This window comes from Candidatus Niyogibacteria bacterium (genome assembly GCA_016432485.1).
Lineage (GTDB): Bacteria > Patescibacteriota > Minisyncoccia > HO2-45-28 > HO2-45-28 > HO2-45-28.
In genome coordinates, this window is record CP066691.1 from 541,131 (window position 1) to 566,153 (window position 25,023).

Below are 25,023 nucleotides of genomic sequence, written 5' to 3' on the forward strand. Positions count from 1 at the left end.
ATAAAATCTGAAATCGTGCTTGAACTGCAAAAAGAAGAAAAAGTCATAATCGCCTTTCACCGCCATTGGATAGTGGTGGCAAATAAACTGACTTTTGCCGCTCTCGCTTTAATCCCGCCGATTGTCGTGCTTATTCTTATGCCGACTTTTCAAATCGGGGCGGAATTAAATCTTTTGATCATCTACGCCGTGATCGTGTATCTTTTGGCGTCTCTTATGGCCGCCTTCGTCATTTGGTTTGATTATTATCTTGATGTCTGGATCGTAACCGATAGGAGAATAATTGATGTGGAACAAATAGGCATGTTTCGCCGTCAAACCTCGGAATTTATGCTTTCCCGCGTTCAAGACGTCACTGTGGAAATTCCCGGCTTTATCGCCACCTTGCTCCATTACGGAAACATTCGTGTGCAAACGGCGGGGGAACAAGGTTTTGAAGCCAGCGATATCCCCAACGCGGATAAAATCAAAGACATAATTCTTGAGGAGGCCAGAAAGACCAACGGACATAGACCCGAGGAGACAACCAATCACTTATGAGCGGACATTCCAAGTGGTCTCAAATCAAACATAAAAAGGCTCTGACTGACGCCAGAAAAAGTAAAGAGTTCGCGAAACTGGCGAAACAAATAACCGTTGCCGCGCGCGAAAAGGGGCCTGATCCGGCGTCAAACCCGTCTTTAAGGGCGGCCGTGGAAAAAGCCCGCTCTTTCAACATGCCCTCCGACAACATTGAGCGGGCGATAAAGCGCGCGACTTCGAAAGACGAAAACGCTCTGGAGGAAGTTTTGTTTGAGGCCTACGGGCCCGGGGGCAGCGCGATATTGATTGCCGGAATTACAGACAATAAAAATCGCACGACGCAAGAAATAAAGCATCTTCTTTCCGAAAACGGCGCGAAGCTCGCCTCTCCCGGATCCGCAAAATTTTTATTCCAAAAAACCGAAGACGGCTGGCAGCCGATCGCGAACATAACAGTTGACGAAAAAACAAAAGAGGCGCTCTCAAAAATTTTTGAAGCGCTTGATGAAAACGACGACATAAACGACATATATACCAACGCAGATTTTACTTAATCAATGTCCTTATTTGAATTAAAACAGCCCACGACAGCAAAGCCGTCGTGGGCCGAGGGTCAAGGATTCAATAATCCAAGTCCCTACTTGCGGGAAACGACGCGAGAGCCGGCACTCCACCCGAACGGGTGCTTGACCGAGCGGGCCGCAACGTCCCAGTAGCGATCGACGGAGAACCAGCACGCGCGCACAGCCCAGAGCTTTCCTTTCTTGTCCCTGATGTAGGCGATGCACCACCCGCCATTTTGGTTCTTGAGGAAATTCAGAAAGTGAACAAGGTGGATTTCTTCCTTGTCTCCCAGCTCTTTCCGGATAGGCTGGTCCACGGACGGTTTCTTGAGCTTGTGGATGTTCAGCTCCGTAGCCGAGACGTTCTCCTCGACCTTACCCTTGAACAGGCGATCGAAGTTGGAGCCCGTCCATCCGACATTGGCCTTTTTCAGGGCCTCGTCGTCGCAGACAAACCTTTCCGCGCCGTCCACTCGAACCGTGCCGACGAACTTGAGGAGGTCGAATTCCGGACTGAGACCGCGAAGGTACTCCTGGAGCCCCTGCGGGTCGTCAATCCATCTCTGCATGGCCTCCTTGTTCATTTCCGGCAGGTTTTCTGCGATTCGAGAAATGAACTTTCCTGTCTGTTTCTGTCTGTCCATGGCGATTTTTCCTCCTTTGGGTTTTCGCCATTTTCGTTTGCCAGAGGGCCGTCCCAATGACAGCCATAGCCAGAAAATCTTAATTTTTAAGGCCTTTTGGCTATGGCCGCCGGTAAAAAATTTTAAGAACTATGCGTGCATTATACACCCACCCTATTCGTTTGTCCCCCCCCACACCTATTGAGCAATAGCGCCTGAAGGCGCGAAAAAACAAAATTGCTCAATAGGTGTGGGGGTCAACCCCTTCTTTTTGGGCTGAATCGTGTCAAAATTAAGTAATGGGCAGAAAAATTTTAGGAATAGACCCCGGATACGGACGATTGGGATACGCCGTTTTGGAAAACGGCGCGCTTTCGGATGCGGGCTGTCTTGAAACGCCCAAGGAGATGGCACACGAGGAGCGGCTGAGGGTTGTGGGCAAGCATTTCAAAGAATTAATCCGCGCTCACAAGCCAGAGGTCCTCGCGATGGAAAAATTATTTCTAAACACCAATCAAAAAACCGCCATGCGCGTGGCGGAAGCCAGAGGAACCATGCTCTACCTTGCCGACGGCCTCGAAATACGGGAATTTTCGCCGCCGGAGATCAAGTTGGCCGTATGCGGATACGGCCGGGCAGACAAAAAACAGGTAGAACGGATGATCCGTATGATTTTCAAAACCCGCGAGGCACTAAATGACGACGCGATTGACGCTGTGGCGGTAGCGTTTACCGCGTCCGGACGGATTTAAAGTTTTCCACAGCCCATTATTTAACTACTTTACAAGCCCAAACATAATTGATAAAAATGAATCCAGCCCCCCGATACTCATCGGAGGGCGGTCGCATAAATCTTTATAAGCAAATTCTAAAGAACCATGCGTTATCAAGACGAAATCTTGGGACTTTACGCGCAGGATGAAGACGCAGACGCCGGAGAAGTAGAAGGGGTAGAAAACGAATTGCCCGTAGAGGAAACCACGGAGGAAGAGGAAAATCTTGAATAATAATAGGATATAAAAACCAAAAACCCCGCTTCGACGGGGTTTTTGGTTTATCGATTTAAACTATTTTTATTTTAACAAAGCGTTTCTTGCCCGCGCGCATTATCCCGCCCCGCTCAAATTTGGCGCCGATATCTTTCACAATCGCGCCGTCAATTTCAACCGCTCCGGCTTTTATCAGCCGGGAGGCCTCGGATTTGGAAGAAACTAATCCCGAGCGCGCGAGAACATCTTTTATCATTTCGCCTTTCTTAACGATAACGGTCGTTGCGTCCTGCGGAAGATTCTTTTTCTGGAATGTTTCAACGAAAAAATTTTTAGCGTCCTTCGACTCATCAGCTGAATGGTATTTCAAAACCACTGCTTCAGCCAGCTCCATTTTAGCATCTTTAGGGTTGATTTTTTTACCTTGCAGACCGCGCTCTATTTCTCTGATGCGGACAAGAGCCGTGTCGCTATAAACTTCAAAATATTGAATTATCAGGTCATCCGGAATGCTCATTATTTTTCCAAACTTCTCGCGAGCCGAATCCAAAAGCCCTATATAATTGCCGAGGCTTTTAGACTGTTTTTCGCCGCCGCGTATTCCGGGAGTAATTTTAGTGGTAATAATGACCTGGGGAGATTGCCCGAATTTTTGCTGCAAATCCCGCCCCATCATTTCATTAAAAAGCTGGTCCGATCCGATTACGGTTAAATCCGACTCAAGCATAATCGAATCGTAGCCCTGCAAAATTGGATAGATAAGTTCGTTTTCAAAAATGTCCTTGCCTTCCTTTATTCTTTTCTGAAACATATCGCGCTTAATCAGTTGGGCGTTGGTAACCAGCGACATAAGTTCAAGCAGTTTTTCGGTTTTCATTTTGGAATACCACTCCGAATTTTTACGGATTTCAAAGACTTTTTTGTCAGTCAAAAGAATCCTGGAAACTTGCTTAATAAATTCTTTCGCTCCCCTTTTTATGTCGGCTTCGGAAATTTTCGGCCGCTTTTCGTTTCTGCCGGTGGGGTCGCCTATGCGAGTGGTAAAATCGCCCACCAAAAAAACAATTTTGTGTCCTTCTTCCTGAAAAGCGCGCATCAGCCACAAATTAACCGCGTGCCCCAAATGCAAAAATGGAGATGTAACATCAACCCCGTATTTTATGCGGAGTTTTTGCCCGGATTTCAACCGTCCTTCCAGTTCTTTTTCGGTGATTATTTCCTCCGAAAGACGCGATATTTTTTCATTTAATTTAGAACTTGGGCTTGTCATTTTTAAAGAATAGCATAAACGCAGCGGTTTTTCATAATCATTGAAAAAGCGCTGAAAACAAGATATTATAAAATCTTAATGGCAGGAAAAAGAAACCTCCTCAAAAAGACAAAAAAGATATTCTTTTACGGAATAGCCGCGGCGGTTTTGTTCGTTGGCTCTCTTTCCGTGTGGGCTTTAACTTTGGACATTCCGGACTTTGAGGCCTTTGACCAGCGCAAAGTCGTGCAGTCAACAAAAATTTACGACCGCTCGGGCGATATTCTTTTATATGACATACATAATGACATACGAAGAACCGTGGTCGCTTTTGGCGAAATACCGCCCGGCGTCAAAAACGCGACCGTGGCCATGGAAGATTCTAATTTTTACAACCACTACGGCATAAGCTTTCTCGCGATTATGCGCGCGGCTTTTGTTGACGTGATTTACGGCGGCGTGCACCAGGGCGGATCAACCATAACCCAACAGCTGGTCAAAAAAGCTCTTCTGACCGACGAACAAACCATAACCCGCAAACTCAAAGAATTGGTGTTGGCACTCAAGGTGGAACGCGCTTTCAGCAAAGAACAAATCCTGGGTTTTTATCTCAATGAAATACCCTACGGATCTTCGGCCTACGGAATCGCGGCGGCCGCCGAAACTTTTTTCGGCAAAAAACTGCGGGACATAACTTTAGCCGAATCGACCTATCTTGCTTCTCTCCCCAACGCGCCGACTTTTTATTCGCCGTACGGCCCGCACCAAAAAGAACTTAATGAAAGAAAAAATCTGGTTCTTAAAAGAATGTTGGACCTCGGCTTCATAACCCAAGACGAGGCCGATAAAGCCGAGAGGGAGGAAGTTAAATTCATACCGCGCGGCAATGAAACGTTGAAAGCGCCGCATTTTATATTCTACGTCCGAGATTACCTCACTGAAAAATACGGGGAAGAGGCCGTGGAATCTGGCGGACTTAAAGTGGTAACGACTCTTGATTGGAATCTTCAGCAAAAAGCCGAGGACTTAACGGAAAAATTTGTTGAGGATGAAGAAGAAAAATTTAATGTTTATAATGCCGGCCTTATCGCTACCGACCCTCAAACGGGCCAAATACTGGTAATGGTCGGCTCAAAAGATTGGTTTTCTGAGCCCAAACCCGAAGGATGTTCGCCGGGCTTAAACTGCAAATTTGAACCGCACGTAAATGTGACCGCTTACGCCTCGGGCCGCCAGCCCGGCTCGGCTTTCAAACCATTTGTTTATGCGACTGCTTTTCAAAAGGGCTTTACTCCCGAAACCGCGGTCTTTGATTTGCCGACCGAGTTTAATCCGTCTTGCGACCCGGACGCGGCCAAGGCCCTTGCCCGAGAAGAAGAACAAAACGAAGAAAAAAAAGATAATTGCTATCACCCGAGAAACTATGACGGCGTCTTTCGCGGGCCGATAATTCTGCGGGAAGCGCTGGCTCAATCCATCAACCTGCCGGCAGTCAAAACTCTTTACCTTGCCGGCCTTTCGGAATCGCTTAAAACCGCGAAAAAACTGGGCATTACAACCCTTAATGATCCCGACCGTTATGGATTAACTCTGGTTTTAGGCGGAGGAGAAGTTAAATTGCTGGAAATGGTCGGAGCATACGGGGTCTTCGCTAACGATGGGGTACGTAATCCCTTAACATCAATCCTTAAAGTGGAGGACGCGAAAGGGAACATTCTTGAAGAATTCCAGCCAAAACCCGAAGAAGTTCTTGATAAGCAAACCGCCCGTCTTATAAACGATGTGCTCTCGGATAATGAAGCCCGAACTCCGGCTTTTGGCGCGGCCTCTCCCTTATATTTTCCGGGCTGGGATGTCGCGGCTAAAACCGGAACCACCAATGATTCCAGAGATGCCTGGGTGGTGGGCTATACTCCCAATCTGGCCTGGGGAGTGTGGTTTGGCAATAACGACAACTCGGAGATGGTCAAAAGTATTGCCGGATTTATCGCAGCACCATTGTGGAATGCTTTTTTTCAGGAAGCATCGCGTACCCTTGAGAAAAAAGAATTTATTTCTCCGGCACCGACCGAACCTAAAAAGGCGGTGCTTAACGGCGGGTGGCGCGGAAGCCGAACTTACACCATTGATAAGATTTCAAAAAAATTAGCGACTGCTTTTACGCCGCAGCAGTATAAGGAAGAAAAACCGCTGATTCAGATACATTCAATTCTTTACTGGCTGGATAAAAATAATCCGGACGGGCCCATCCCTCAAAATCCATCAGACGACTCCCAATTTTCTTTATGGGAATATCCCGTAAGAAAGTGGGCCGAATCAAAAAATCTCCGCGAAGAGAGCGAAAGCGACATTCCGACGCAATATGATGACGTTCATCTTCCTCAGTACGCGCCGGAGATTTCGTTTGTTGTTTCGCCTCCGGATGAGTCCACGTATTCCGGTTCGATATCATTCACATTGTCGGCTAGTTCCCGCTATCCCATAAGTCAGATGGACGTTATCTTTGGCAACAGATTTATCGGCTCCATTAAAAACGCGCCGTACTCGTTTTCCATTGATCTTGCAAAAATAAAAGACCTGCGTCCCGAAGAAACTCTGGTCATAAATGTTTACGACAGCGTCGGTAACAGTTCTTCACTTGAAAAAACCATCCGTTTGAGATAGTCATTCGGATGTCGTATTTTTAAGTTTTTCTTCCTCCTCCCTGTCATATCTCTCTGCCCTTTCCCAGGCCAGTTCGTAAAGTTTTTTCATGGCCTCGGCAATTTCGCGGCCTTCAATAACTACTCCGAATTTTTCAGCTAAAGACATAAAAACGACCTTGTTATCATAGATGTATATTTCGGGCGATATGCTGAATTTTTCATGAGGTACCAAAAGCGCGGTGCGCAAAAACTTTTCTCCGACGCGTTTTAAATGAAGGCCGTATTTTTCCGTGGGAATAATGGTGCGAATTGGTATTCCTTTTTCAGTGCGGCGGCGGAAATAGTTCTCGGCGTATGAGCCAAGCACTTTTTTAATGTCATGTGTTGAGCTGTAGCTTAAAATCGTTTCGGAGCTTGTCAAACTGTCTTCATAAAGCGAGGTAACGCCGTCAAACCCCTCATAATAACGCACTTGGGGTTTGTCTTTGCGCAAACTATGAATGGAGAGAAGTTGGGGCAAAAGTTTTTTAGCCGCTTCTAACCGCTTTTTGTTCTTACTCAGGTCGTCTTCAAGCCGGTCCACCAAAATGTACGGGTCTTCGGCGGCATAAATCTTCCTCCCTCTTCTGTCTTGGGATTGACTGACCAGCTTCTTTGCCACCAAACCCTCCAAAACGTTATAGCCACTAGTGCGATTTATACCTGCTTTTCGAGCAATATCAGCCACAGCTGATGACCCCAGCTCTAAATTTGCCGCATAAACTCGGGCTTCATTTTCAGAAAAACCCAATTCTTCCAACTCACGCATTATACCTCCATTATACACCTACAGTATTTTGTGTCAAGACTCTTGCACAGTTTGTCAAGAGCAGTATGTTTTACAACAATTTTCTTGTCCCTACTACTTGACAAGGTGTCTGTTTGATGTATAATGGGGACAGGAAGTCAGTAGTTTCCTTGAAACATAAACCAGTACAAACAGAAAGGGAGAAGAAAATGTATACCTGGATTGGCGTGCCGGCTTTGGTATTCGTGTTTATATGTTTGGGCGTGTGGCTCAACGAAAAAACCAACTGGAATCTAAGAGATATCCTAAAAGCAATGGCTGCTGCAGCATTGATTACACCGTTCATTGGGGCCTGCGTTGCAGCGGTCGCTGACGTCATAGCGTCTCATGTATCCGAAAGCCGCTTGGTTCTTGCGGAGACAAAGCCTTTAGTCCGGACACAAAACAAGGGATTGGTCACAGTATGGTTCGTCACAGAAAATGCCAGCGCCTTGGTCAACGATCCGCAGGAACGTGCCTATCTCGTCTTTTTCACCAGAGAAAGCGGCGGCAATACGACGCTCAATAAACTCCCTTTGCGTCTGGGCCGTAACGTGGAGATCGTGGAGGAAAAACGCGCAGGTGGGATTTTAGAACTCTATGAGTGGCGGTTTGTAAACCCTGCTACAGCCATAAGATGGACGCTCATTTCGGGGGCTGCAGCATTTTCAGGCCCAAAGTGGGTTCTCCGTATTCCAGAAGGATCAATCGAAACGAGCCGGAATCCACGGCTAAAAACAAAATAACCCGAGAAGCGACAAGTAAAAAACCGCCGGGAGGCAAGCTCCTTCCGGTGGTTTTTAATTATTTAAGAACTCTTCATCGGCATTACCAGATAAAGATACGAAACATCTGAAAAAACCATCCGTTTGAGATAGTTATTTAAATAAAATTTTTTGGGGGGCTCTATTTCCGAATTTTTTTCTTAATTCGTCGAGCAAAGAATTCTGCGAAGTAAATATAAAGGTTTTAACCGCCATGTTCTTCGTAGAAATTATTATATTAGGCTGGCGAACTTTAATTTCCAGGTCATTCCCGCTTAAATTGTTTTTTTTAAAACACCACTCCAAAATATCTTTTTCAACTATCTGGCTATGTGATTTTAATCCGTCAAATTTTTTTAGGAATTCAAAAATCTGCTTAAAAGGCATACCAAATTCCTTTAGCTTTTCATCGGCATAACCAAATAAAGATATGAAACGTCGCGCGGGTTTTGGATTAGAAGAGGTTTGCTTGCTCCCGAAAAACGCAAAATAACGTCTTCGGAATTTACGGGCTCCAACCCCTCAAGCAAATATCTCTGATTAAAAGACGCTTCAAGATTTTCTCCGGTAATCTGAGCCTTAAGCTGACCGTTGTGCTCGCCGAGCTCGCTGTCACTGGTGGTTATCTCAAAAATATTGTCCCCGGCGTAAGCGCGCAATTTTACTTCTTTCAGGCGGCCGGAAAAAACGCCGGCTAATTTAAGGTTGTCCGTAAGTTCTTTTTTATTCAGAGTAACTTCGGTGCTGAATGCCGACGGAATTATTTGCTCGTAATCGGGGAAGTTTCCCTCAATCAATCTGGTAAAATACGAAAAAGAGGGGTGAAGCGCGAAAAGATGCTGGCGGTCAAACTCCAATTCTACGTCTCCTTCAAAATTCTCAATTATTTTTATGAAATCAAGGGCTGATTTTCCGGGAAAGAGAAAAGAGTCTATTTTTTCAGTTTTTGAATCAAAGGATTTTTCAGCCAGACGGAAAGAATCGGTGGCCGCCATTTTAAAAAATGAGCCCGGATTGTTTTTGCTGCCGGAGGAAAAGAAAACGCTTGATATTTCCGGTTTGATATCGGATTCGGAAGCGGCGAAAATCACGCTTTTCATGTTTGAAAACAATTTTTCCGCGTTGAAAACCAATTTTTGCCCGTTTTTTATTTTAGGCAGTTTCGGAAAGTCTTCCTGATCATAAGCTTTTATTGTGGTGGAGGTATTTTTAGTAGTCAGATTAATGTTGTTATTTTTTGATTCTAAAAATATTTTTTCGTCGTTTACTGACGATAAAAGAGAAATAATGGGTTTAGCCTGAATAACCAGTGTTCCTTCTTTTTTTACTTGAGCCGGTATTTTTGTCTCAAAACCGCTGTATAAATCGGTTGACCTGATAAGCAGATGATTTTTTTCGGCTTTTAAAAATATTCCGTTTAAAACCGGATTGGCGTTTCTCTGATTGGTTTGCCTTTCGGCCAATTGAATACTTTTTTGGAAATGAGTTTTAAAGCAAGACAACTCCATAATAATAAATTTAATTAATTAAACTGTAGTTGTAGATGTTAGCGTGCATAAGTGTAAAAACCATTTATGTGTTTAGTTTAAACCCTTTTTAACTATAAAACTGTTTATTTTCTTGTTGATAAATCGTGGAAATGATTTTGATAATTTTCAGTCCGAATTCTTTTTTATAAATCATCAACATTTTTTCAACATAATTTTCATAAGATACTCACTGTTTTTCTTCCTCATATAATTGGGCCCGGATTGTTTTTATTTCTTCTTTGAGGCGGTCGTCTCTTTTAATCTCGTTGGTTATTTTAGTATAGGCGTGAATGGCGGTTGTATGGTCTCGGCCGCCGAATTTTTGTCCGATATAAGGAAAAGAGCCGTTAAAATCTTCTCTTAGAAGGTACATCGCTACTTGTCTCGGCTTGACTACCTCCTTCCTTCTGGTTTTCTCAAAAAGAAATTTTTCCTGAATGTCGTAAAATTGCGCGATCTTTCTTATTATCTGCTGAGCGCTTAGAACTTTCCTCGGTTTTTCGTTTTTGGTCAGTATTTCTTTTACCTCGGACAAATCCAGAGGCCGCTTTTTCATTTTTGAGCGCACGATCACGGAATTAAGCGAACCCTCCATCTCCCTGATATTGGATTGGACGGCTGATGCTATGTATTCCAGTATTTCAAGCGAGGGCTGGTATTCTTGGTTTGGAGCTGTTTTGGACTGCAGTATTGCCAGCCTGGTTTCGTAGTCCGGTTCTACTATGTCGGCTATCGTGCCTCCCTCAAAACGCGATCTAAGGCGGTCTTCAATGTTTGGTATTAATTTGGGAGGCCTGTCGGAAGAGAAGATTATTTGTTTATTCGCCTGATGCATGGAGTTGAAAGTGTGAAAAATTTCTTCCTGGGTAGCGGCTCCGCGGCTGGCAATGAACTGGATATCGTCAATTATCAAAACGTCAAAAGAGCGGTACTTATCTTTAAAAAAGACGGTTTCGTTATTGCGGATTGCCGCGACCAATTCGTTGGCAAAACGTTCCGCGCTGACGTAATAAACTTTTTTATCGGGATAGTCGGCTTTCATTTTATTTCCTATTGCCTGCATTAAGTGGGTTTTTCCCAGCCCGACTCCGCCATAAATAAAAAGAGGGTTGTAGAGAACGCCCGGGTTTTTTATTACCGATAGAGCGGAGGCATGAGCCAGCTCATTGAATATCCCTACGATAAAATTATCCAGAGTATATTTAGGATTGAGGTTTGTTTCGCGGTCGGTGTATATATCGCGAAAATCCATTTGTTCTTCCGTTGATTTAGGCTCTGCTTTTTTCTCCTGGACCGTGCCGAACGTCGCTATCTTGAATTCGATTGAACGCACTTCGGGCGAGCGAGCCCGGAGGCATTTTAAAATATGTTTTTGGTATTTATCCTCCAGCCACTCTTTAATAAAAGCCGAGGGGGTCCCTATGATTATTTTCCCTTCGTCCTGGTCGGCTATGAACGTATTTTGAAACCAAGTCGCGAAATTGGCTTTCGAAACGGTTAATTCTAATTCTCTCAAAATCTCCTTCCAGAGCTCTTCTTTAATCATAATCATCTAAGTTTTTTAAACGATTTCTATATTATATCTTTAATGTTTTTTATTTACGAACCACCAAAATTTTACTAAACCCTACTCTGATGTTAATAAGCTGTGGATGATTTGTGAATATTGTTTAAATTAAAAATATGTGTAAGAATAATCATATGTCGCCAAAAAGAACTTATCAGCCCAAAAAACGCAAAAGGAAAAAGACTCACGGTTTCCGAAAACGCTCCAGAAGCGCCGGGGGCAAGCGTATTTTGAAGGGCCGGCGCCGGAAAGGCCGCAAGAAGCTTACGGTTTGATGGCCGCTTTTAAGCGCAGCCGGCGGCTTTACGATAAAAAAGCGATTAGTCAAGTTTTGCGCCGCGGCCGAAGGATTGAGCGCGGTGGCCTCGTTGTCTATTTTCAAAGTTCTGATAATTCCGCATCGCGTCTCGCAGTGGTCGTTTCAAAGAGCGTTGATAAAAGAGCGGTGAGGCGCAATAAAATTAGGCGGCAGATAAGTGAGATAATGCGGGGGCTCATTTTCGGAATAAAAAAACCCTTGCGTATAATCGTAAGGGTTTTGCCCGAAGCTTCCAAGGCGGACTTTGGGCGGCTGAAAAACGCGCTGGAAGAAATATTCGTAAATATAAACAATCTAAAAATTTAAGAATCTTATAATGGCCTGGCTATTAGTAATTTTTAACGAGATTTTTTATCGCCCGCTTTTAAATGCTCTGGTGTGGCTCACCGGTTTTTTGCCGTTCAATGATTTGGGACTTGCGGTTATTGTTTTGACCGTAGTGGTTAGAATCGTGCTTTTTCCTTTGACCCACCGTTCAATTAAAACCCAGAACAAAATGAAGCAGATTGAGCCCGAGCTTAAAAAAATAAAAGATAATTTTAAAGATCGCCAGGAACAAGCGCGCCGCACTATGGAACTCTATCGCGCTCACGGTATCAATCCCCTTTCCGGAATCCTTTTGCTTTTTTTACAGCTTCCGATTCTTATTGCTCTTTATTTGGTTTTCCGAGAGAGCGTTAACATAGATGCCGCCTATTTATACGGTTTTATCGCCGTTCCGGAGCATGTCAATACGATGTTTTTGGGTTTATTTGACCTTAGTCAGGGGAGCATGATACTTGCGGCCGCGGCCGCTTTATCGCAGTTTATGCAGATAAAACTTGCTAAGCTGCCTTCCATCGCCCGCAGTTCCTCCCCCGGCGCGAAATCAATGGATTTTGGCAAGATGATGTCCTGGCAGATGACTTATTTCATGCCGCTTTTGATATTTTTTATAGCCATGCGTTTTCCGTCAGCAGTCAGTCTTTATTGGACAACGCTCAATATTTTTGCTACAGTGCACGAAGGGATAGTAAGAAAAAAAGCCCAAAAAATTTATGCCGTCGAAGGAAACAGTTCAAAGGATACAAATTCTGATTCAAAACCTTCTTGAAAGAATGGGGTGTTCCGGCTCTGTTGATTTTATTGAGTACCCCGAAAATTTATTTTTCAGCGTGCATACTTCCGACGGCGGAATTTTGATAGGAGAGTCTGGTGAAAGACTGAAAGCCATCAATCACATTATTCATAAAATGGCAGAGCGCGAATTCCCCGCGGACTACCCTAGTTTGAAGTTTTTTGTTGACGTTAACGATTATCAAAAGCAAAAAATAGAAGAACTAAAGGACTTGGCGCGGCTTTCCGCCCAGCGCGTGCGTTATTTTAAAAAAGAAATTGAAATGCAGCCGATGACCTCTTATGAGCGTCGCATTATTCACGCCACGCTTACCGAGTATCCGGATATTTCCACCCAGAGCACGGGCGTCGGCGAAGAAAGAAGAGTGGTAATTAAACCTCTTTAAAAAATCTCTAATTTATAATTTCTAAACTCCAAAGTGAGCCGCTGTTTTTATCTATGAAGAATAGAAAGACGCCGTCGTATGATACGGTTATTTGTTTTATGTTGAACGGCAAGGTTTCGTCAAGCAGACGTTTTTGTCCGGTTTCAAAATTTATTTCCCATAATGTATCGCTGGTTGAAATAGAGCCTTGCAGCCATTCATCGGGGTAAACAGCCGCTTGCAGACCCTGATCTAGGCCGCAATAAACAAGACCGGCGTTTTTTCGGGTAAAAGAGCATTTTTCAGCCAGGCCATCGGTTTGGATATCGACAGCCGTTTTTTTGTTCAGGTCGTAAATGAAAAGCCGAGGTTTTTCCGAGGCGGCGTCGTAGACGGAGTAAATGACTTTCTGGCCGTCATCTGAAAATTTTATCTGCAGTCCTGCCAGGTCTCCCAAAATTTTGTTAAGAGTCCCCCGCTGGAGGTCGTATTTAAACAGAAATCCTTCGGCAACTCCGGACGGACGGCTTAACAGATAAACGGAATTTTTTTCGGGCCAATAAATATCAAAATCTCCGAAAGGAAAAGACGCGACATCAGTCTGTCTGGAATTATCGGGGTCGGCGGCAATAAGACGCGAGCCGTTCGGCGTCGGTACGAGATAGAGGAGGCGTTCTCTATCCGGCGCGAACGCGAATGAAATTATATTTTGGGGCAGAACCGTCGCCCTTGTTGAGGTCGCTATAAATTCGGCCGAAACTGTCCGGATATTGTCATTCTCAATATATTTAAAAATTATTTTTGAGGCATTTTGGGACCACGATGTTTCAAATATTTTCGGTATGGTCGTGTTTGAAACTCGAGTTTGGTCTTCTCCACGCGGCCCGATGTCCATTATATGTCCGTCTTGTTTCAAGAGGTAGCGCAGACCGGTTTCTTTTATTGAAAAACTTTCAACCGGACCCTGGTCAAGCATTAAAAGCGCCAGTTCTTCCGCAATCGGCGCGGGCGCGGTTTCGGGTGAAGGCTGAGCTGGCTCCCCTCCTCCGAAAAGACCGAAAGGAAATCTTTGTAAAAATCCGCGCTCCGCTTCTTCAGCTAACGGCGCCGGTCTGACCGCAAGCCAAATCGCCCCGGCGGCGATTACGAGGATGAAAAATATGATTAATCCTATAGCTAATGGTTTATTCATAATTTATTTTAACAATTTGTGCCTAACCATGAACATAAAAATCCTTTGGATTGTTGAGACGATTGTTGCTGGGTTGTCTGTTGCTGTGTTTTGGCGGAGCCTACGCAAACATAATATCTGGCAGCGCCACTTATATTGCCGCTTCCGGGGAATTGCGACAGGAGACCGAACTCGCCGCCCGCCCCCGAGCATTTTTGCTCCATATTTTCTATGGCTTTTCTTCTTTCATTGATGTCGTTTGTGCCGAAACTCATCAAATCAATAAATTCTTCAATTTTTAACTTTTTACCGTAAACAGACAGTTTTTGATTGATGTTTTCCACGGTTTTAGCCGTATCTCCCGGTATATTAGGACTGGGCGGTATAACTTTTTTCGTTGCGTTCTTTACGATTTCTTGTGTTGATGGTTCGACTCCGAATAACACATCTTTCCAATCCGGACATTTTCCCTCCGGACATTCTGATGTAAAGGCGCTTGGCGTTTTCGGATTCACAAAAACCGGATTTATGGTGTTTAAAGTTATCCATGAAAGAAGAGCCACTGCTAATCCTAGAACAGACGCGGCAATGCGGTTTTTGGCCGCTTCAACCTGCGGAGGGGAGATTGCCCCTGCCATCCACTGAAAACCCGCGAATATAATGGAAAGAGTAGCGATGACGGCAGCTGAGGCAATCATCAGAGGGAAAAGCCATTTTAAAAAACCGATAAAACCGTCCCGGGTTTGATTCCATGTGGTGAACTGCTGGGCTGCCTGTTTATCTATCGTGTAATCAGCCGCCTCCGTTGTTATTGCGGCAAACGATATAAAAAGCGCGATTATTATTGATATGTAAATAATTTTATAAAACATTTATCGTAAAAGTTTGCCTGGCTTCTTGTAAGATGTTGGAGGTGTTTTTAATTAAAATTTCCACCACCGAACTGCCGCCGGCATCGGCCGCGGCCCCGAGGTTTAAAATGTTTTGCGGAGCTTCCTGGCCGGCTCTTCGGCCGTCCACCGACCAGACGTATTCAAGGTTTTCGCGGCCGCGATCCAGCGAGAAAAAGAACGGATGAGCTATAAAAGATTTTTTCTCTCCGGCAAAAATTACATCATTCCTTCGGTCTTGAAAAGCGAAATCGTTTTTGGGTCCCGAGAGCGCGTCGTTTTCGTAAACTAGAATAGAAGGATTTAAGACGCCGATATCTATTGATTTTTTGGCAGTGATGTTTCCGTCCAGATTTGAAACTTCAAGGTTAACGATATGCGTGAGGTCGGAAGAAAATCCCGCGCCGAAAGTGAAAGTATTTCTGCCCGCGCCTGATTGCGCCTGTTTGAAATCATTGTCAAGCGTCCAGCGATAAATCAGGCCGGATGCCGGAATTTTTCTGCCGCCGGAAACCAGGTTTGGGAAAGCGCTTGCGGTTATTGCTGATTTCGGCGAAGCCAGAGCTTTTCCTTTGTACCAAAAAGGAATTGATGTCGCGGCCCGCCATAAGATGTCAACATCGGCTATGACCAGCGAGAATTCTGTTTCGTGGCGTATGCCGTTTACGTCTATTGCGACGACGGTTAATATTTCTGATTTTCCGACATCTCCGGTTGTGAATCCGTATTCTTTAAGGCCGGTTCCGCGGAGCGCGACCGCGCCGTTATGAATCCATGTAATTTGTGAGCTGTTTAATTCAAAAGAAAACGCCGAAACGCGGGCGATAATGTTTTGATTGGGACCCGGAGCATCGGTTGGGATCAGCTCTATAAAAAAGTTTTCCGTTCCCGTTCCCAAATCAATCTGGGCTCCGGCAGGAAAAATCGTCAGAAAAGCCAGAAATAAAACCGTTGTTAATAAAAATTTATTTCGCATATTATTATTCTCCGAAAAACGTCCTAAATTGCGGACTCTTATTGTAAAAGTATAGAAACACCACCATTCCGGTATAAGCCGGCAGAAAAGGTATGAATCCCGAAGCCCCGCTTAGGTGAAAGGCCCACGGTTTTTTAAGTTCGCGGGCTTGTGTCCACGCGAATATAGTAAACCAAGCTATACCGTCTATTATAAAACCGACAAGGGGTACTTGGCTAATTAAGTCGCAAAACGAAGCAAAACCAATCATCATTCCGAACTCGGACTTGCTTACCATGGGACCGGCCACGGCGGCCGCTTTTTGCGTCGCCAGGCCTTCATTTTTACGGGATTCCTGAAGTTTCAAGTTTCGTTCGCCTTCCTCGGTTGTAATATTTTCATCAGCCATGTTTTAAATTATTTTTCCTGCGCTATTCCCTGCTTCGCCTTTTTAATCGCTAATAATTGCTGGGGGTCGGAAGTTATAATTTGGTCTTCGGTGTAAGACGATATTATTTTGATGGCCACATGTTTGAGGCCGGCGAAAAACAACCCTTCGCCGATATCGGACTCCAGTATCAGGAATTTTTCTTCGTCGGTCAGGTTGAAAGTTTTTTGGAGAAGATCAATGGTCGCGGGCGACTGTTTTAAAAGAATCTGGATTGAAGAGTTTGTAATGATGGGCACGCCGTAAGGGGAGCGCAAAAAATCGCCCACGTCTTGAGTAATCGTCGCCACTCCCAAAAAATATTTTCTCGCGCGCTTGGCTATGCCGAATAAGAATGAGGCGCCCTGTTCTTCTTTCATAATCCACCAGGCTTCGTCTATGACCAGAATTCTCTTTTTTAAATTTTTTCGGACAGCGTTCCAGATATGGTGGGTTATCAAATACATTGCCACCGGACGCAGTTCGTCCTCCATGTCTCTTACCGAAAAAACCACCAGCTTTTTATTTATATCAACATTTGTAGGCTGGTTGATGAAGCCGGCCCAAGTGCCCTGGGTGTATTTGCGCATGCGCTGGGCCAATCCTTCGCCGCCTTCCATATTGGCTAAAATCAATTCAAGATCCGAAAGTATCGGCGGAATTTTTGAAGAAAAATCAGATTCCGGAGTAATGTCGCGCGAAGCGTAAGTTTCGGTGATGGCCCGGTCTAAAATGGAATCCTCTTCCGGCGTAAGTCCGCCGAGCATTATGCGGAAAAGTCCGACTAAGTTTATGATGTTAGACCTTAAAATATCCGAGGGGTCTTCGTCTTCGCGGGGTTTGGGCAGGTCAAAAGGATTAATATGATGCTGGGAAGAAAGAGAGATGTTGAAATATCGGCCGTCAACGGCCTCCGACAGAAATTCATATTCGCGTTCGGGGTCAATCACTATGACATCGGTGTCAAACATTAAAGAGCGAAGTATTTCAAGTTTCGTGGCATAACTTTTTCCCGCTCCGGCTTTGGCGAAAATGACCGAATTGTAGTTTTCAAGCGAGAATCTGTCAAAAAGAACCAGGCTGTTATTATGGCGATTTACGCCGTAAAGAATGCCTCGGTTGGAAGTGAGGTCAAATGAAACAAAAGGGAAAAGACTTGATATCGGCGAGGAATTAAGTTTGTTGTTGACTCCCAGAATGTCCCGTCCCAGGGGGAAAACAGTCAGGAGGCCGTCATCCTGCTGGAAAAGAGCGGGTTTGGCGTAAACCAGACGGGATTCAAGCATTGACCTTATTTCCGTTTCGTCCCGGTTGAGTTCTTCCAGAGTGTCGGCATAGATTGTCATATAAAGGCCGAAAGAAAAAAGTTTTTCCTGCGCCTGTTGCAGTTTGTCGCGCAGTTCCTCCAGGTTTTGATAAGCGGCATCCAGCATCGGGTCCCTAACCAGGCCTTTTTCTTCGCGCATGTGGATTTGAGACTGGACTTCGGCGACCTTTTTCTGGAGCTGGCGTAAAACTCCGGCCGTATCCATCGGATGGATGTAAATAGATATGTCAAAAACCTTGTCGAGATTTATGATTGAGCTGAACCAGTTCACGGCCAGATATTTGGGATAGGAGAAAATAAAAATGGTGCGGGCTATTTTTTCCCCGATTTTTACGTAATTTGAATTTACTTCCAAAGCTGACGGCGCGATGATGTCTTTCAATTCCAAAACCGCGGCCTCGTAAATCTGTTCGGGCTGAATCGCGATTATCTCGTCGTTTGCCCCCACCTCCTTCTTTTTGAATAAGTCTCCTAAAGCCATAATGTTAAAGTTTAAGTTCTAATTTGCGGCGCGTGTCCTTTTTCCAATTCCCCCGGGTTGAATAATCCGTAGAAGAGTTCAACCGCCTCTTCGGTGTTTAGGGGCGCGGTTCGCGTTCCGGTTGAAGCAATGGCTCCCGAAACCGTTTCGGCTCTTTGCCAGAGTTGATTTTTATGTTCCTCAAATTTTTCATCGCTTAGTTGTTTGTCTTCTTTTTTTACGCCGAAAAGCCCTTTGAATATCCCGCCCAGTCCGTTTTTTTTGCCGATCTCAATTAAGGGAGGGGCAAAAGAGACGACGATGTAGAAATTTTTGGTCACGATTTTTGTGGTTTCAACAAAAGTTCTGATGAATTCAATGTATTCGCGTGTCTGTATTTTCAATAATTCATTAGTCTGGTCGCGTTCTGTTTCGCGCAGAGTTTCAAGGTAGGGTTCAATATTGAGCCTGCGTGACTGGATCACGATTTGCACCGAGAAATCCAGCGCGTTTAAAAAGTTTTGATATTGCGCGGTAATGGCCTCTTGCTCCTCGTTTGACCTTAAGGCGAAATTCAAAGACGAAGCCATCAAAACCATATGTAGGCTTTTATCTTCGGTGATTATTATGCCGTCGCGTATTTCTCTTATCGGCACGAATTCCTGCGCTGATAGTGGTTTTGCCATTTACTTAATTTTCTCTTTAACATCTAAAGACCAAGCCAGGTCCTTTAATTTGCTTTCGGTGGTTTTAGGTAAAACGAATTCTTGTTTGGGAGCCGAAATTTTTTGGGCTTTGGGTTTTTTGGTCTCGCTTCTTTTCCAGATATAAAGTTTTGATTTGGTGTAATATGATACGGCGTTGGCCATTACGTTTATGAAAGGCTGATTATGCACTTTATAAAATGCCAAAGCCAAAGCCAGCCCGGCGACCGGCAAACCCAGAAGCACTGTCAGAAAAAAGGGCAGAAAAACATATATTATGAAAACCGTAGCGACGCCCCCCAGAAGATAGATAAACTGCTTCAGGGTCAGCGGCCCGAAAATTTTGTCTTCAACCTCTATGAATTGCGGAACGCTAAATTGTCTCATATTTATTTTGGGGGCTCTTTATAAGGGTCGGCTTTATCCGGATAACGATTTTCTTTTCGGGCTTGCTCTGTTTCTTCGGACAATGATTCCCCGGGCATAAAAACTTTTTCTTCAAGCCTGGTTTCAAACGGCGAAGTTTTTAAACTTTTAAACTCTTCTGTCCCCTTTATTTCACGATTCGGAGTTTGCGTCTCGGTTTCAACTGATTTTTCGGGAGGAACGGCAGGAACATGGGAAATAGGAGCAACAGGAGAAACGGGTGGGACAAAAGGAGTGGGCGCGGTCGGCGTTTCGGAAATAACTTCCTCACCAACCGCGTGTATTTTTTTCAGAGATTCTTTGACTTTTGAAAAAATCTGCGCGTTTATCTCCTGCGCGATTTTTTTAGTCGTTTCCGGATCGGTTCCGAGACGTCCGGTTAAATTAGAAATGAAATCGCGCGGATGCGTGACTCCAAGCATCAGAAGTCCGGTTTCATCGTCCAGTTCTCCCATTTTGTCAATTTGGAGGCCGTATTTTTTGCCAATCGCCTGAACAATATCAGCTGTATCTATGCTGGTGATGGCATTTTGCAGTTCTTTCGGCAGGCCTTTATATTTTTCAAAAATTTGTTCGTTAGTTAGTTGAGACATTATTTATTCTTTTTTTCTTTATCTGATTCGGCCTTTTGCTTAGACATTTTTTCTACTTCCTCCAGACTTTCGTTCATGGCATTTATTTTTTCCCCGACAGTAGCCTTGGGATTATTTAAAATTGCCGCTCTTTTTGCCTTCCTGCTTCTTTCGTCCAAAACTTTTTCAATTGCTTCTCGTCGCGCTCTATTCAGGAATTGCAGCCTAGAGGTCTTTAAGTTTTTAAGGGTGTCTGTGCTGTAAGAAGAGTATTGTTGCGTGTAGCGTTTTATTTCGGGTTGATCGAGCGTTGATGCTTTAGTTATGCCGCGCCCGACAAATGGCATGGAGCGCACAAACTTCGCGGCGCGCGTTTCACTTTCAGCAATAGTTTTGGCGATAGGCGCGGTGTATCTTTTGCCGACCGTTCCGGCATATCCGACAGCCCACTTGCGGGCGGATTTTACTCCTTTTTCGGCCCATTCGGCGGCTTTGCCGCCCATTTGTTTGGCCACAAGAACGCTTGCCATAAGCATTATGATTAAAAGAAGGTAGTAAGCAATCATTGAAAAACTGGTAACAAAGGCCGTGCTTTCGGCTTGCCCGCCTTTTATTCCCGTCAGCAGGTCTTTGGCTTTGCCCGAAGCAATCATTTCAACCGTAACGCCAAAAAGGAAGAAAAACGCCGGCGCGAAAAATGCCTGTTTGAGCAAAGTTGACCACCATTGTCTGGCATAAGAATCCAATCCCGGGATTGCGTAGAATAGAAACGCGACGGGAGAAAGAATCATTAAAAACCATAAAATTACCACCCGGATTAAAAGCGATAGTCCGGCAAAAGCTAGCGCAAATATGGCGACAAGAATAAAAACCGTTACGCCGAGCATTGCCACTGTCATCTGAATCAGAGTATTAGGCAGGTCTTTTTGCGCGGTTTCAAGCTTTTTTCGCAGGCTTTCTTCCTCACTGAGGAGTTTTTTTATTCCGGGATCTTCCGGAGCGCTCTCGCCGACAATAAGCTTTTCCGTCACGCTCGCCAATTGTTCCTGTATTTTCGATATGTCGCTGAATCCGAACTTGGCGCTTTTAAACATCTGATTCGGATTTAATCCGGCAAGAAATTTGACCGAGAGGGACGCCGAACTTTTTCCCTGCGCCCCCCCCGGCAGAAAAAATCCGGTCATAAGATTTGAAGAAAAGACAACGTATTGCGTAAGCAAAAACGAAAAGTTGATGAAGAGGGCGGCTATTATCAGGCGGGGCAGAAGTTTTTTGACTCCGAACGTATCTACCTGCAGGATGGTCGCGATGGCGATGGTTAAAAGTATAAAAATGAAAAAGAGGTTCGCGCTGTCGCGGGCTATGGTCCACCCCTTGTAGATGGCGTCAAGATTATAGGTTGCCGGATCAAGCGTGAATGCAGTTACCAGGTCAAAGATAATTCCGAAAACCTGAAACATTGCTGATACGAACATGAGTGCCGCGAATACCATCCAGCTTACTGCGGTAAGAATTGGGCAGCCGAGAAACCAGCCGACCCCTGACAAATCAGCACAAGATGCTTTTGAAAGTTCGGCGGCAACGCCGGTGTTTTGAGCGTAAGCGGCTGCGGGCTGCAAATACAGAATTGAGATTATCAGCATTAAAATCGCTACCGTTATTAAAGCGGCCGATTTCTTACTTTTTAATTTCTTTTTTAAAAAATTCATTTATGGCGAAATTTTTATGATTTTTATGACCCCGGACACGCCTGAAGTTCTGAAAGAAGCGAATCAAGTTTTTCCTGGAATTCGTCTGCTTGTTGGTTGGCCGCGTCTATATCGTCTTGCGATGCCGATTGGTTTGCCGAATCAACCGCCTGCGTCCCGACATCGCTTAATTCCTGGGGACTGTTTGTCGTTTCCGCTTTTACTCGCGAGTTTTCGTAGTCGCTAAGCGCGGCGCGAGCCGATTTAAGTTCGCTTTTTATGTCATCAAGGTTTTTTTGCGCTTCGGCAATTTCTTCGTTTCGCGGTTGCGTCCCGCAGCTATGTAATTTGTTAAGCGTCTGAATTGTTTGAGTCAGTGTATTTGATGACCGCTCTTTTGCTTTTATGTAGCCGTTCGTTAGGTTTATGGCATCAGTTAAGAGGGGGGTTATTCCCTTTCGGCTGTTATTGAGAAGTCCGGAATAGTCCGGATTGGATGACCCGCCCGAAGACAGTATGCCGTCTCTGCCGGTGCCGCTTAGGGCGCTATTTAAAAGTTGTACTACGACCGTTGAGATAAGTTCGTTTATTTCATCCGACACTGCTGTTTTGATAGCTGTGTATTCGTCCGGAAGTTCAAGTTTTTTAGCCACATAACTTCCCGGCGTTACGGTTTCTTCCCTTAAGCAGGGTTTGTCAGTGCCCGCGGCTTCGCTAAAAGCGATTTCTTTGGAATACTCCGCGCATCTTTTCCAGCTGAGAAATCCTCCGGACGCTTGAGATTCAAGTTTCAGGCCGGTTACCTTTTCAAGTATGGCCCGCTGCGTCTGGTCCATTTGGATTAGAATGGAGCCGAAAGCGTTGTTGGCCACATTAGCGGTGGTAATTGAAATAAAGCCGGTCCAGCCGTAGGTTTCAAAGGTGTTATAGAGCGCGTCCACATTGGCAATAAACCTATCAAGAGTACAGACTGCTTGTTGTCTTTGAGCCGAGACCAAACCCAGAACAATGTCTATTCTAAAAGGACTGCAGATATTCGGCGCGCCATTAGCGATAAGGCCATCAACAAAAATACCAAAGGCTTCGTTTCCGGCTTTTCTTAAATATCCTTCCCAGTCGGTTACGAAAAGAGGTTTGCCGTTAAAGCCGTTTCGTATCCAGCTTTTTATGTTGTCGGACATAGTCCTGATTAGAGCGACTCCTATAGCGTTGACCAACGGATCAAGGACATAATCTTTGACCGCCTCTGATCCAGCCGGCAGCTCTATTGTAAAAAATGTTACAGCCTCGGCTTTTGGCGGCGAAAAAGGAAATAGTGTAGCGAGCAGAATCGCGACAATAACCGGGACAATATATTTTTGAAATCGGACGCTTCGCTTAAAAATCATTGCAGAGCGATTATTAAATTAATTAACGCGAAGCCGGCTTCACTCGGCTTAAAGACCAGATTGTCTTTTTGAATTAAAACGCCCGCCGTCAAAAGCGCGTTTTTGACATTTTTAGATTCATTCAGGTATTGCTGCACGGCGCCAAGTCCGGTTACTGGGTCGGACATAAATTGTGAAAACGCTTTATTTATTTTCGCGAGATTGTTTAAGGCGTTTAAATATTTTAAATGCGCGGAAATGTAAGTTTGCGGCACCATCAGTTTTGATATTTCAAGTGCCGCGTCTTCGTATGCCCGGGCGTAAATTTTAAATTCGTCAAACGAATTGAAATTGTCTTCGGAGTTTGACTGCTGGATTAAACGCGTCAGCAAATCCAGTTCATTTTCTTTTATCTGCCCGCTGTATTTGTCGGATATTTCCGCTAAGCCATTTATATAAGCTTTGGCGTTTTCCGGAGAGGCGCTTGTTACGCGCGCGTTATTGAGCGAGAAATCATTTTTGAAAACCGCGGCGGGATTGTCGTTTAAAAGAGCGTCCACGACTTGACTCGCGGTTTCTTTGGGGTCAAGGCCGGCATTTCTTTGCTGGATGTACGAGGCAAAAAGGTCTCGGGTTATTCTTTGGGTCGGGTTATAGGGTTCGCCGGCAGGCGCGCCATCGGACATTTGATTTTCGTCATTACTGGACGCGCTTGACGAATTCAATAAATCATCCGGGCCTTTTTTCAAAGGGTCGCGCCCCAATTTTATTTCTTCTCCGTCGGGCGCTTGGTCGCCGTCGGTGTCAGGATTTAGCGGGTCAGTACCCCAAAGTTTTTCTTCCCAGTCCTTTAAGCCGTCACCGTCAGAATCCGGAGATTCAATGGCCGTTTTTTCTCCGGAAATCGGCGTTATATTTACTCCGGAAGCCATTTTTTTGACATCGGGTTTTTTGGAAATCCAAAAAGCGCCCGCAGCTATGGCTAGCGCGAGAATTATTGCGAATATTGTTCTTTTATTTCCTAAAAATGCCAAAATCGCAGGCAATACGCCTTACAATAATTATAGCATTTTACTTTTTCTATTGATTTTTATTTTATTTTCTGCTGTGGATATCTGTTCTTTTTGTCAGACATGCCCAATTTTTAAGGGAAAGTTCCTCTGCGCGCGCATTCTTGGCTATTTTGCATTTTTTGAAACTTGAGACCTGAAACTTGAAATTTTTTAAGTTATTTTTTAAAAGCTTGCGCGGGTGGCGGAATCCGGTTTTAACCAGTTTAAAAAATGCTTTTTGGCCGATTTTATGCTGACGAAAAAAATCAACCCCCCGTTTTTTAAATATAACTACAGCCGAATCAACTTTCGGCTGGGGCCAAAAATTGCCTTTTTTAACCAAAAAGGCAATTTTTGGCTTTACGAAAACTTGCACCGAAATAGCCAGCAAGTTCATTTTAAATCCGAACTCGGTTCGGACCCGAACCGAGTTCGGATTTAAACTTGAACATATCCGTTTTGCTACCTCTTTTTGAAGCATTATTACCAACAACTTTGTCTTAAGCAGACCACGAGATACTTGGGGCAAGATGAGGCGCAGAAGCTGGCCGGTAAGATAATAAGGGATATTGGCTACAACCTTGTTTATTCCGATTCCGAACTCGGTTCGGATTCGGACGCCGAACCGAGTTCGGAATCGGACAATGTCGCGGATGTCAGCGTTGAGCAAAACCAGCCGTCCGGCATCTATAAAAACCCTGAATTTAGAAGTCAAAATGTTGAAAAGCTTAATATCTTTTTCAACTGCGATTACCTTCGCGCCCGTTTTTAAAAGTTCTTCGGTCAAAATTCCCTTACCGGGCCCGATTTCCAAAATAGTATCCTTTGGCCCGACTTCGGCCGCAAGGACCATTTTGCGGGTGATATTTTTTGAAGTTAGAAAGTTTTGTCCGAGTTTTGTCGGCAT

General features: G+C 44.7%; 27 protein-coding genes. 9 read left to right on the forward strand and 18 right to left on the reverse strand.

Going from position 1 to position 25,023, the window contains the following annotated elements:
* Positions 1-15: 15 nt before the first annotated feature.
* The gene (locus tag HYY55_02960) at positions 16-540 is read left to right on the forward strand and encodes a PH domain-containing protein (protein ID QQG45916.1); all 525 of its coding nucleotides are present in this window, start codon (positions 16-18) and stop codon (positions 538-540) included.
* Positions 537-1,076: a YebC/PmpR family DNA-binding transcriptional regulator gene (locus tag HYY55_02965; protein ID QQG45917.1), complete on the forward strand. Its 540-nt coding sequence runs from the start codon at positions 537-539 to the stop codon at positions 1,074-1,076. The genes HYY55_02960 and HYY55_02965 overlap by 4 nt, the downstream gene beginning before the upstream one ends.
* Positions 1,077-1,159: 83 nt before the next feature.
* Here HYY55_02965 and HYY55_02970 read toward each other — a convergent pair whose 3' ends face one another.
* Positions 1,160-1,729 (reverse strand): hypothetical protein, encoded by a 570-nt coding sequence (locus HYY55_02970; GenBank protein QQG45918.1) that lies wholly within the window; start codon positions 1,727-1,729, stop codon positions 1,160-1,162.
* 278 nt (positions 1,730-2,007) lie between these two features.
* On the opposite strand from HYY55_02970, the gene HYY55_02975 reads away from it, so the two are divergent.
* The gene (locus HYY55_02975; GenBank protein ID QQG45919.1) at positions 2,008-2,460 is read left to right on the forward strand and encodes a crossover junction endodeoxyribonuclease RuvC; all 453 of its coding nucleotides are present in this window, start codon (positions 2,008-2,010) and stop codon (positions 2,458-2,460) included.
* Between the two features lie 310 nt (positions 2,461-2,770).
* Here HYY55_02975 and HYY55_02980 read toward each other — a convergent pair whose 3' ends face one another.
* A complete protein-coding gene (locus HYY55_02980) occupies positions 2,771-3,967 on the reverse strand; it encodes a tyrosine--tRNA ligase (GenBank protein QQG45920.1) in 1,197 nt (398 codons plus the stop codon).
* Between the two features lie 78 nt (positions 3,968-4,045).
* On the opposite strand from HYY55_02980, the gene HYY55_02985 reads away from it, so the two are divergent.
* A complete protein-coding gene (locus HYY55_02985; protein ID QQG45921.1) occupies positions 4,046-6,610 on the forward strand; it encodes a transglycosylase domain-containing protein in 2,565 nt (854 codons plus the stop codon).
* Here HYY55_02985 and HYY55_02990 read toward each other — a convergent pair whose 3' ends face one another.
* A complete protein-coding gene (locus tag HYY55_02990) occupies positions 6,611-7,399 on the reverse strand; it encodes a hypothetical protein (GenBank protein ID QQG45922.1) in 789 nt (262 codons plus the stop codon). It lies immediately after the preceding gene.
* A gap of 149 nt (positions 7,400-7,548) precedes the next feature.
* Here HYY55_02990 and HYY55_02995 point away from each other — a divergent pair, with 149 nt between their 5' ends.
* Positions 7,549-8,163 (forward strand): hypothetical protein, encoded by a 615-nt coding sequence (locus HYY55_02995; GenBank protein ID QQG45923.1) that lies wholly within the window; start codon positions 7,549-7,551, stop codon positions 8,161-8,163.
* Positions 8,164-8,295: 132 nt separating this feature from the next.
* On the opposite strand, the gene HYY55_03000 is transcribed toward HYY55_02995, so the two are convergent.
* From HYY55_03000 to dnaA, 3 genes are all read right to left on the reverse strand, one after another.
* Positions 8,296-8,568, reverse strand: coding sequence for a hypothetical protein (locus HYY55_03000; protein ID QQG45924.1), 273 nt, complete (start codon positions 8,566-8,568; stop codon positions 8,296-8,298).
* Positions 8,569-8,579: 11 nt separating this feature from the next.
* On the reverse strand, positions 8,580-9,689 hold the full coding sequence (dnaN, locus tag HYY55_03005) for a DNA polymerase III subunit beta (GenBank protein ID QQG45925.1): 1,110 nt from the start codon (positions 9,687-9,689) through the stop codon (positions 8,580-8,582).
* A gap of 208 nt (positions 9,690-9,897) precedes the next feature.
* Positions 9,898-11,256 (reverse strand): chromosomal replication initiator protein DnaA, encoded by a 1,359-nt coding sequence (gene dnaA / locus HYY55_03010; GenBank protein ID QQG45926.1) that lies wholly within the window; start codon positions 11,254-11,256, stop codon positions 9,898-9,900.
* A 155-nt stretch (positions 11,257-11,411) separates the two neighbouring features.
* Between dnaA and rpmH the strand changes: the two genes are divergently transcribed.
* Genes rpmH through HYY55_03030 form a run of 4 tightly spaced genes read left to right on the forward strand, consistent with a single transcriptional unit; the run spans position 11,412 to position 13,098 of the window.
* Positions 11,412-11,552, forward strand: a complete 141-nt coding sequence (rpmH, locus tag HYY55_03015) for a 50S ribosomal protein L34 (GenBank protein QQG45927.1) — start codon at positions 11,412-11,414, stop codon at positions 11,550-11,552.
* Positions 11,552-11,902: a ribonuclease P protein component gene (gene rnpA / locus HYY55_03020; protein QQG45928.1), complete on the forward strand. Its 351-nt coding sequence runs from the start codon at positions 11,552-11,554 to the stop codon at positions 11,900-11,902. Before rpmH ends, rnpA begins: the two co-directional genes overlap by 1 nt.
* Before the next feature lie 10 nt (positions 11,903-11,912).
* Positions 11,913-12,689, forward strand: coding sequence for a membrane protein insertase YidC (locus HYY55_03025; protein QQG45929.1), 777 nt, complete (start codon positions 11,913-11,915; stop codon positions 12,687-12,689).
* Positions 12,634-13,098, forward strand: coding sequence for a hypothetical protein (locus tag HYY55_03030; protein ID QQG45930.1), 465 nt, complete (start codon positions 12,634-12,636; stop codon positions 13,096-13,098). The genes HYY55_03025 and HYY55_03030 overlap by 56 nt, the downstream gene beginning before the upstream one ends.
* Positions 13,099-13,105: 7 nt before the next feature.
* On the opposite strand, the gene HYY55_03035 is transcribed toward HYY55_03030, so the two are convergent.
* The 12 genes from HYY55_03035 to HYY55_03090 form a co-directional block, all read right to left on the reverse strand.
* Positions 13,106-14,269, reverse strand: a complete 1,164-nt coding sequence (locus HYY55_03035; GenBank protein QQG45931.1) for a hypothetical protein — start codon at positions 14,267-14,269, stop codon at positions 13,106-13,108.
* An 8-nt stretch (positions 14,270-14,277) separates the two neighbouring features.
* Entirely contained in the window at positions 14,278-15,120 is an 843-nt protein-coding gene (locus HYY55_03040) for a hypothetical protein (protein ID QQG45932.1), read from the reverse strand.
* Positions 15,110-16,114, reverse strand: a complete 1,005-nt coding sequence (locus HYY55_03045; protein ID QQG45933.1) for a hypothetical protein — start codon at positions 16,112-16,114, stop codon at positions 15,110-15,112. Before HYY55_03045 ends, HYY55_03040 begins: the two co-directional genes overlap by 11 nt.
* 4 nt (positions 16,115-16,118) lie before the next feature.
* A complete protein-coding gene (locus HYY55_03050; protein ID QQG45934.1) occupies positions 16,119-16,502 on the reverse strand; it encodes a hypothetical protein in 384 nt (127 codons plus the stop codon).
* Positions 16,503-16,510: 8 nt separating this feature from the next.
* Positions 16,511-18,328, reverse strand: coding sequence for a DUF87 domain-containing protein (locus HYY55_03055; protein QQG45935.1), 1,818 nt, complete (start codon positions 18,326-18,328; stop codon positions 16,511-16,513).
* An 11-nt stretch (positions 18,329-18,339) separates the two neighbouring features.
* Positions 18,340-18,993 carry a hypothetical protein gene (locus HYY55_03060; protein QQG45936.1) on the reverse strand — a complete coding sequence of 218 codons (654 nt, stop codon included), beginning with the start codon at positions 18,991-18,993 and terminating at the stop codon, positions 18,340-18,342.
* Entirely contained in the window at positions 18,994-19,398 is a 405-nt protein-coding gene (locus HYY55_03065; GenBank protein ID QQG45937.1) for a PrgI family protein, read from the reverse strand.
* Positions 19,399-19,400: 2 nt separating this feature from the next.
* On the reverse strand, positions 19,401-20,030 hold the full coding sequence (locus tag HYY55_03070) for a hypothetical protein (GenBank protein ID QQG45938.1): 630 nt from the start codon (positions 20,028-20,030) through the stop codon (positions 19,401-19,403).
* Entirely contained in the window at positions 20,030-21,718 is a 1,689-nt protein-coding gene (locus HYY55_03075) for a hypothetical protein (protein ID QQG45939.1), read from the reverse strand. Before HYY55_03075 ends, HYY55_03070 begins: the two co-directional genes overlap by 1 nt.
* A 23-nt stretch (positions 21,719-21,741) precedes the next feature.
* Positions 21,742-23,085 (reverse strand): hypothetical protein, encoded by a 1,344-nt coding sequence (locus HYY55_03080; protein ID QQG45940.1) that lies wholly within the window; start codon positions 23,083-23,085, stop codon positions 21,742-21,744.
* Positions 23,082-24,098, reverse strand: coding sequence for a hypothetical protein (locus HYY55_03085; protein QQG45941.1), 1,017 nt, complete (start codon positions 24,096-24,098; stop codon positions 23,082-23,084). Before HYY55_03085 ends, HYY55_03080 begins: the two co-directional genes overlap by 4 nt.
* 61 nt (positions 24,099-24,159) lie before the next feature.
* A complete protein-coding gene (locus HYY55_03090) occupies positions 24,160-25,023 on the reverse strand; it encodes a 16S rRNA (adenine(1518)-N(6)/adenine(1519)-N(6))-dimethyltransferase (GenBank protein QQG45942.1) in 864 nt (287 codons plus the stop codon).

Excerpts from the sequence above, each read along its gene's own strand:
- HYY55_03045 (QQG45933.1), bottom strand. The coding sequence starts at position 16,114 with ATGCGAAATAAATTTTTATTAACAACGGTTTTATTTCTGGCTTTTCTG.
- HYY55_03090 (QQG45942.1), bottom strand. The coding sequence starts at position 25,023 with ATGCCGACAAAACTCGGACAAAACTTTCTAACTTCAAAAAATATCACC.
- HYY55_03070 (QQG45938.1), bottom strand. The coding sequence starts at position 20,030 with ATGTCTCAACTAACTAACGAACAAATTTTTGAAAAATATAAAGGCCTG.
- HYY55_02990 (QQG45922.1), bottom strand. The coding sequence starts at position 7,399 with ATGCGTGAGTTGGAAGAATTGGGTTTTTCTGAAAATGAAGCCCGAGTT.
- HYY55_03040 (QQG45932.1), bottom strand. The coding sequence starts at position 15,120 with ATGTTTTATAAAATTATTTACATATCAATAATAATCGCGCTTTTTATA.
- HYY55_03055 (QQG45935.1), bottom strand. The coding sequence starts at position 18,328 with ATGGCTTTAGGAGACTTATTCAAAAAGAAGGAGGTGGGGGCAAACGAC.
- HYY55_02965 (QQG45917.1), top strand. The coding sequence starts at position 537 with ATGAGCGGACATTCCAAGTGGTCTCAAATCAAACATAAAAAGGCTCTG.
- HYY55_03000 (QQG45924.1), bottom strand. The coding sequence starts at position 8,568 with ATGCCTTTTAAGCAGATTTTTGAATTCCTAAAAAAATTTGACGGATTA.
- HYY55_02975 (QQG45919.1), top strand. The coding sequence starts at position 2,008 with ATGGGCAGAAAAATTTTAGGAATAGACCCCGGATACGGACGATTGGGA.
- HYY55_03035 (QQG45931.1), bottom strand. The coding sequence starts at position 14,269 with ATGAATAAACCATTAGCTATAGGATTAATCATATTTTTCATCCTCGTA.
- HYY55_03080 (QQG45940.1), bottom strand. The coding sequence starts at position 23,085 with ATGATTTTTAAGCGAAGCGTCCGATTTCAAAAATATATTGTCCCGGTT.
- HYY55_03065 (QQG45937.1), bottom strand. The coding sequence starts at position 19,398 with ATGAGACAATTTAGCGTTCCGCAATTCATAGAGGTTGAAGACAAAATT.
- HYY55_03050 (QQG45934.1), bottom strand. The coding sequence starts at position 16,502 with ATGGCTGATGAAAATATTACAACCGAGGAAGGCGAACGAAACTTGAAA.
- dnaA (QQG45926.1), bottom strand. The coding sequence starts at position 11,256 with ATGATTAAAGAAGAGCTCTGGAAGGAGATTTTGAGAGAATTAGAATTA.
- HYY55_02985 (QQG45921.1), top strand. The coding sequence starts at position 4,046 with ATGGCAGGAAAAAGAAACCTCCTCAAAAAGACAAAAAAGATATTCTTT.
- rpmH (QQG45927.1), top strand. The coding sequence starts at position 11,412 with ATGTCGCCAAAAAGAACTTATCAGCCCAAAAAACGCAAAAGGAAAAAG.
- HYY55_03060 (QQG45936.1), bottom strand. The coding sequence starts at position 18,993 with ATGGCAAAACCACTATCAGCGCAGGAATTCGTGCCGATAAGAGAAATA.
- HYY55_02980 (QQG45920.1), bottom strand. The coding sequence starts at position 3,967 with ATGACAAGCCCAAGTTCTAAATTAAATGAAAAAATATCGCGTCTTTCG.
- HYY55_03030 (QQG45930.1), top strand. The coding sequence starts at position 12,634 with ATGCCGTCGAAGGAAACAGTTCAAAGGATACAAATTCTGATTCAAAAC.
- HYY55_03075 (QQG45939.1), bottom strand. The coding sequence starts at position 21,718 with ATGAATTTTTTAAAAAAGAAATTAAAAAGTAAGAAATCGGCCGCTTTA.
- HYY55_03025 (QQG45929.1), top strand. The coding sequence starts at position 11,913 with ATGGCCTGGCTATTAGTAATTTTTAACGAGATTTTTTATCGCCCGCTT.
- dnaN (QQG45925.1), bottom strand. The coding sequence starts at position 9,689 with ATGGAGTTGTCTTGCTTTAAAACTCATTTCCAAAAAAGTATTCAATTG.
- HYY55_02970 (QQG45918.1), bottom strand. The coding sequence starts at position 1,729 with ATGGACAGACAGAAACAGACAGGAAAGTTCATTTCTCGAATCGCAGAA.
- rnpA (QQG45928.1), top strand. The coding sequence starts at position 11,552 with ATGGCCGCTTTTAAGCGCAGCCGGCGGCTTTACGATAAAAAAGCGATT.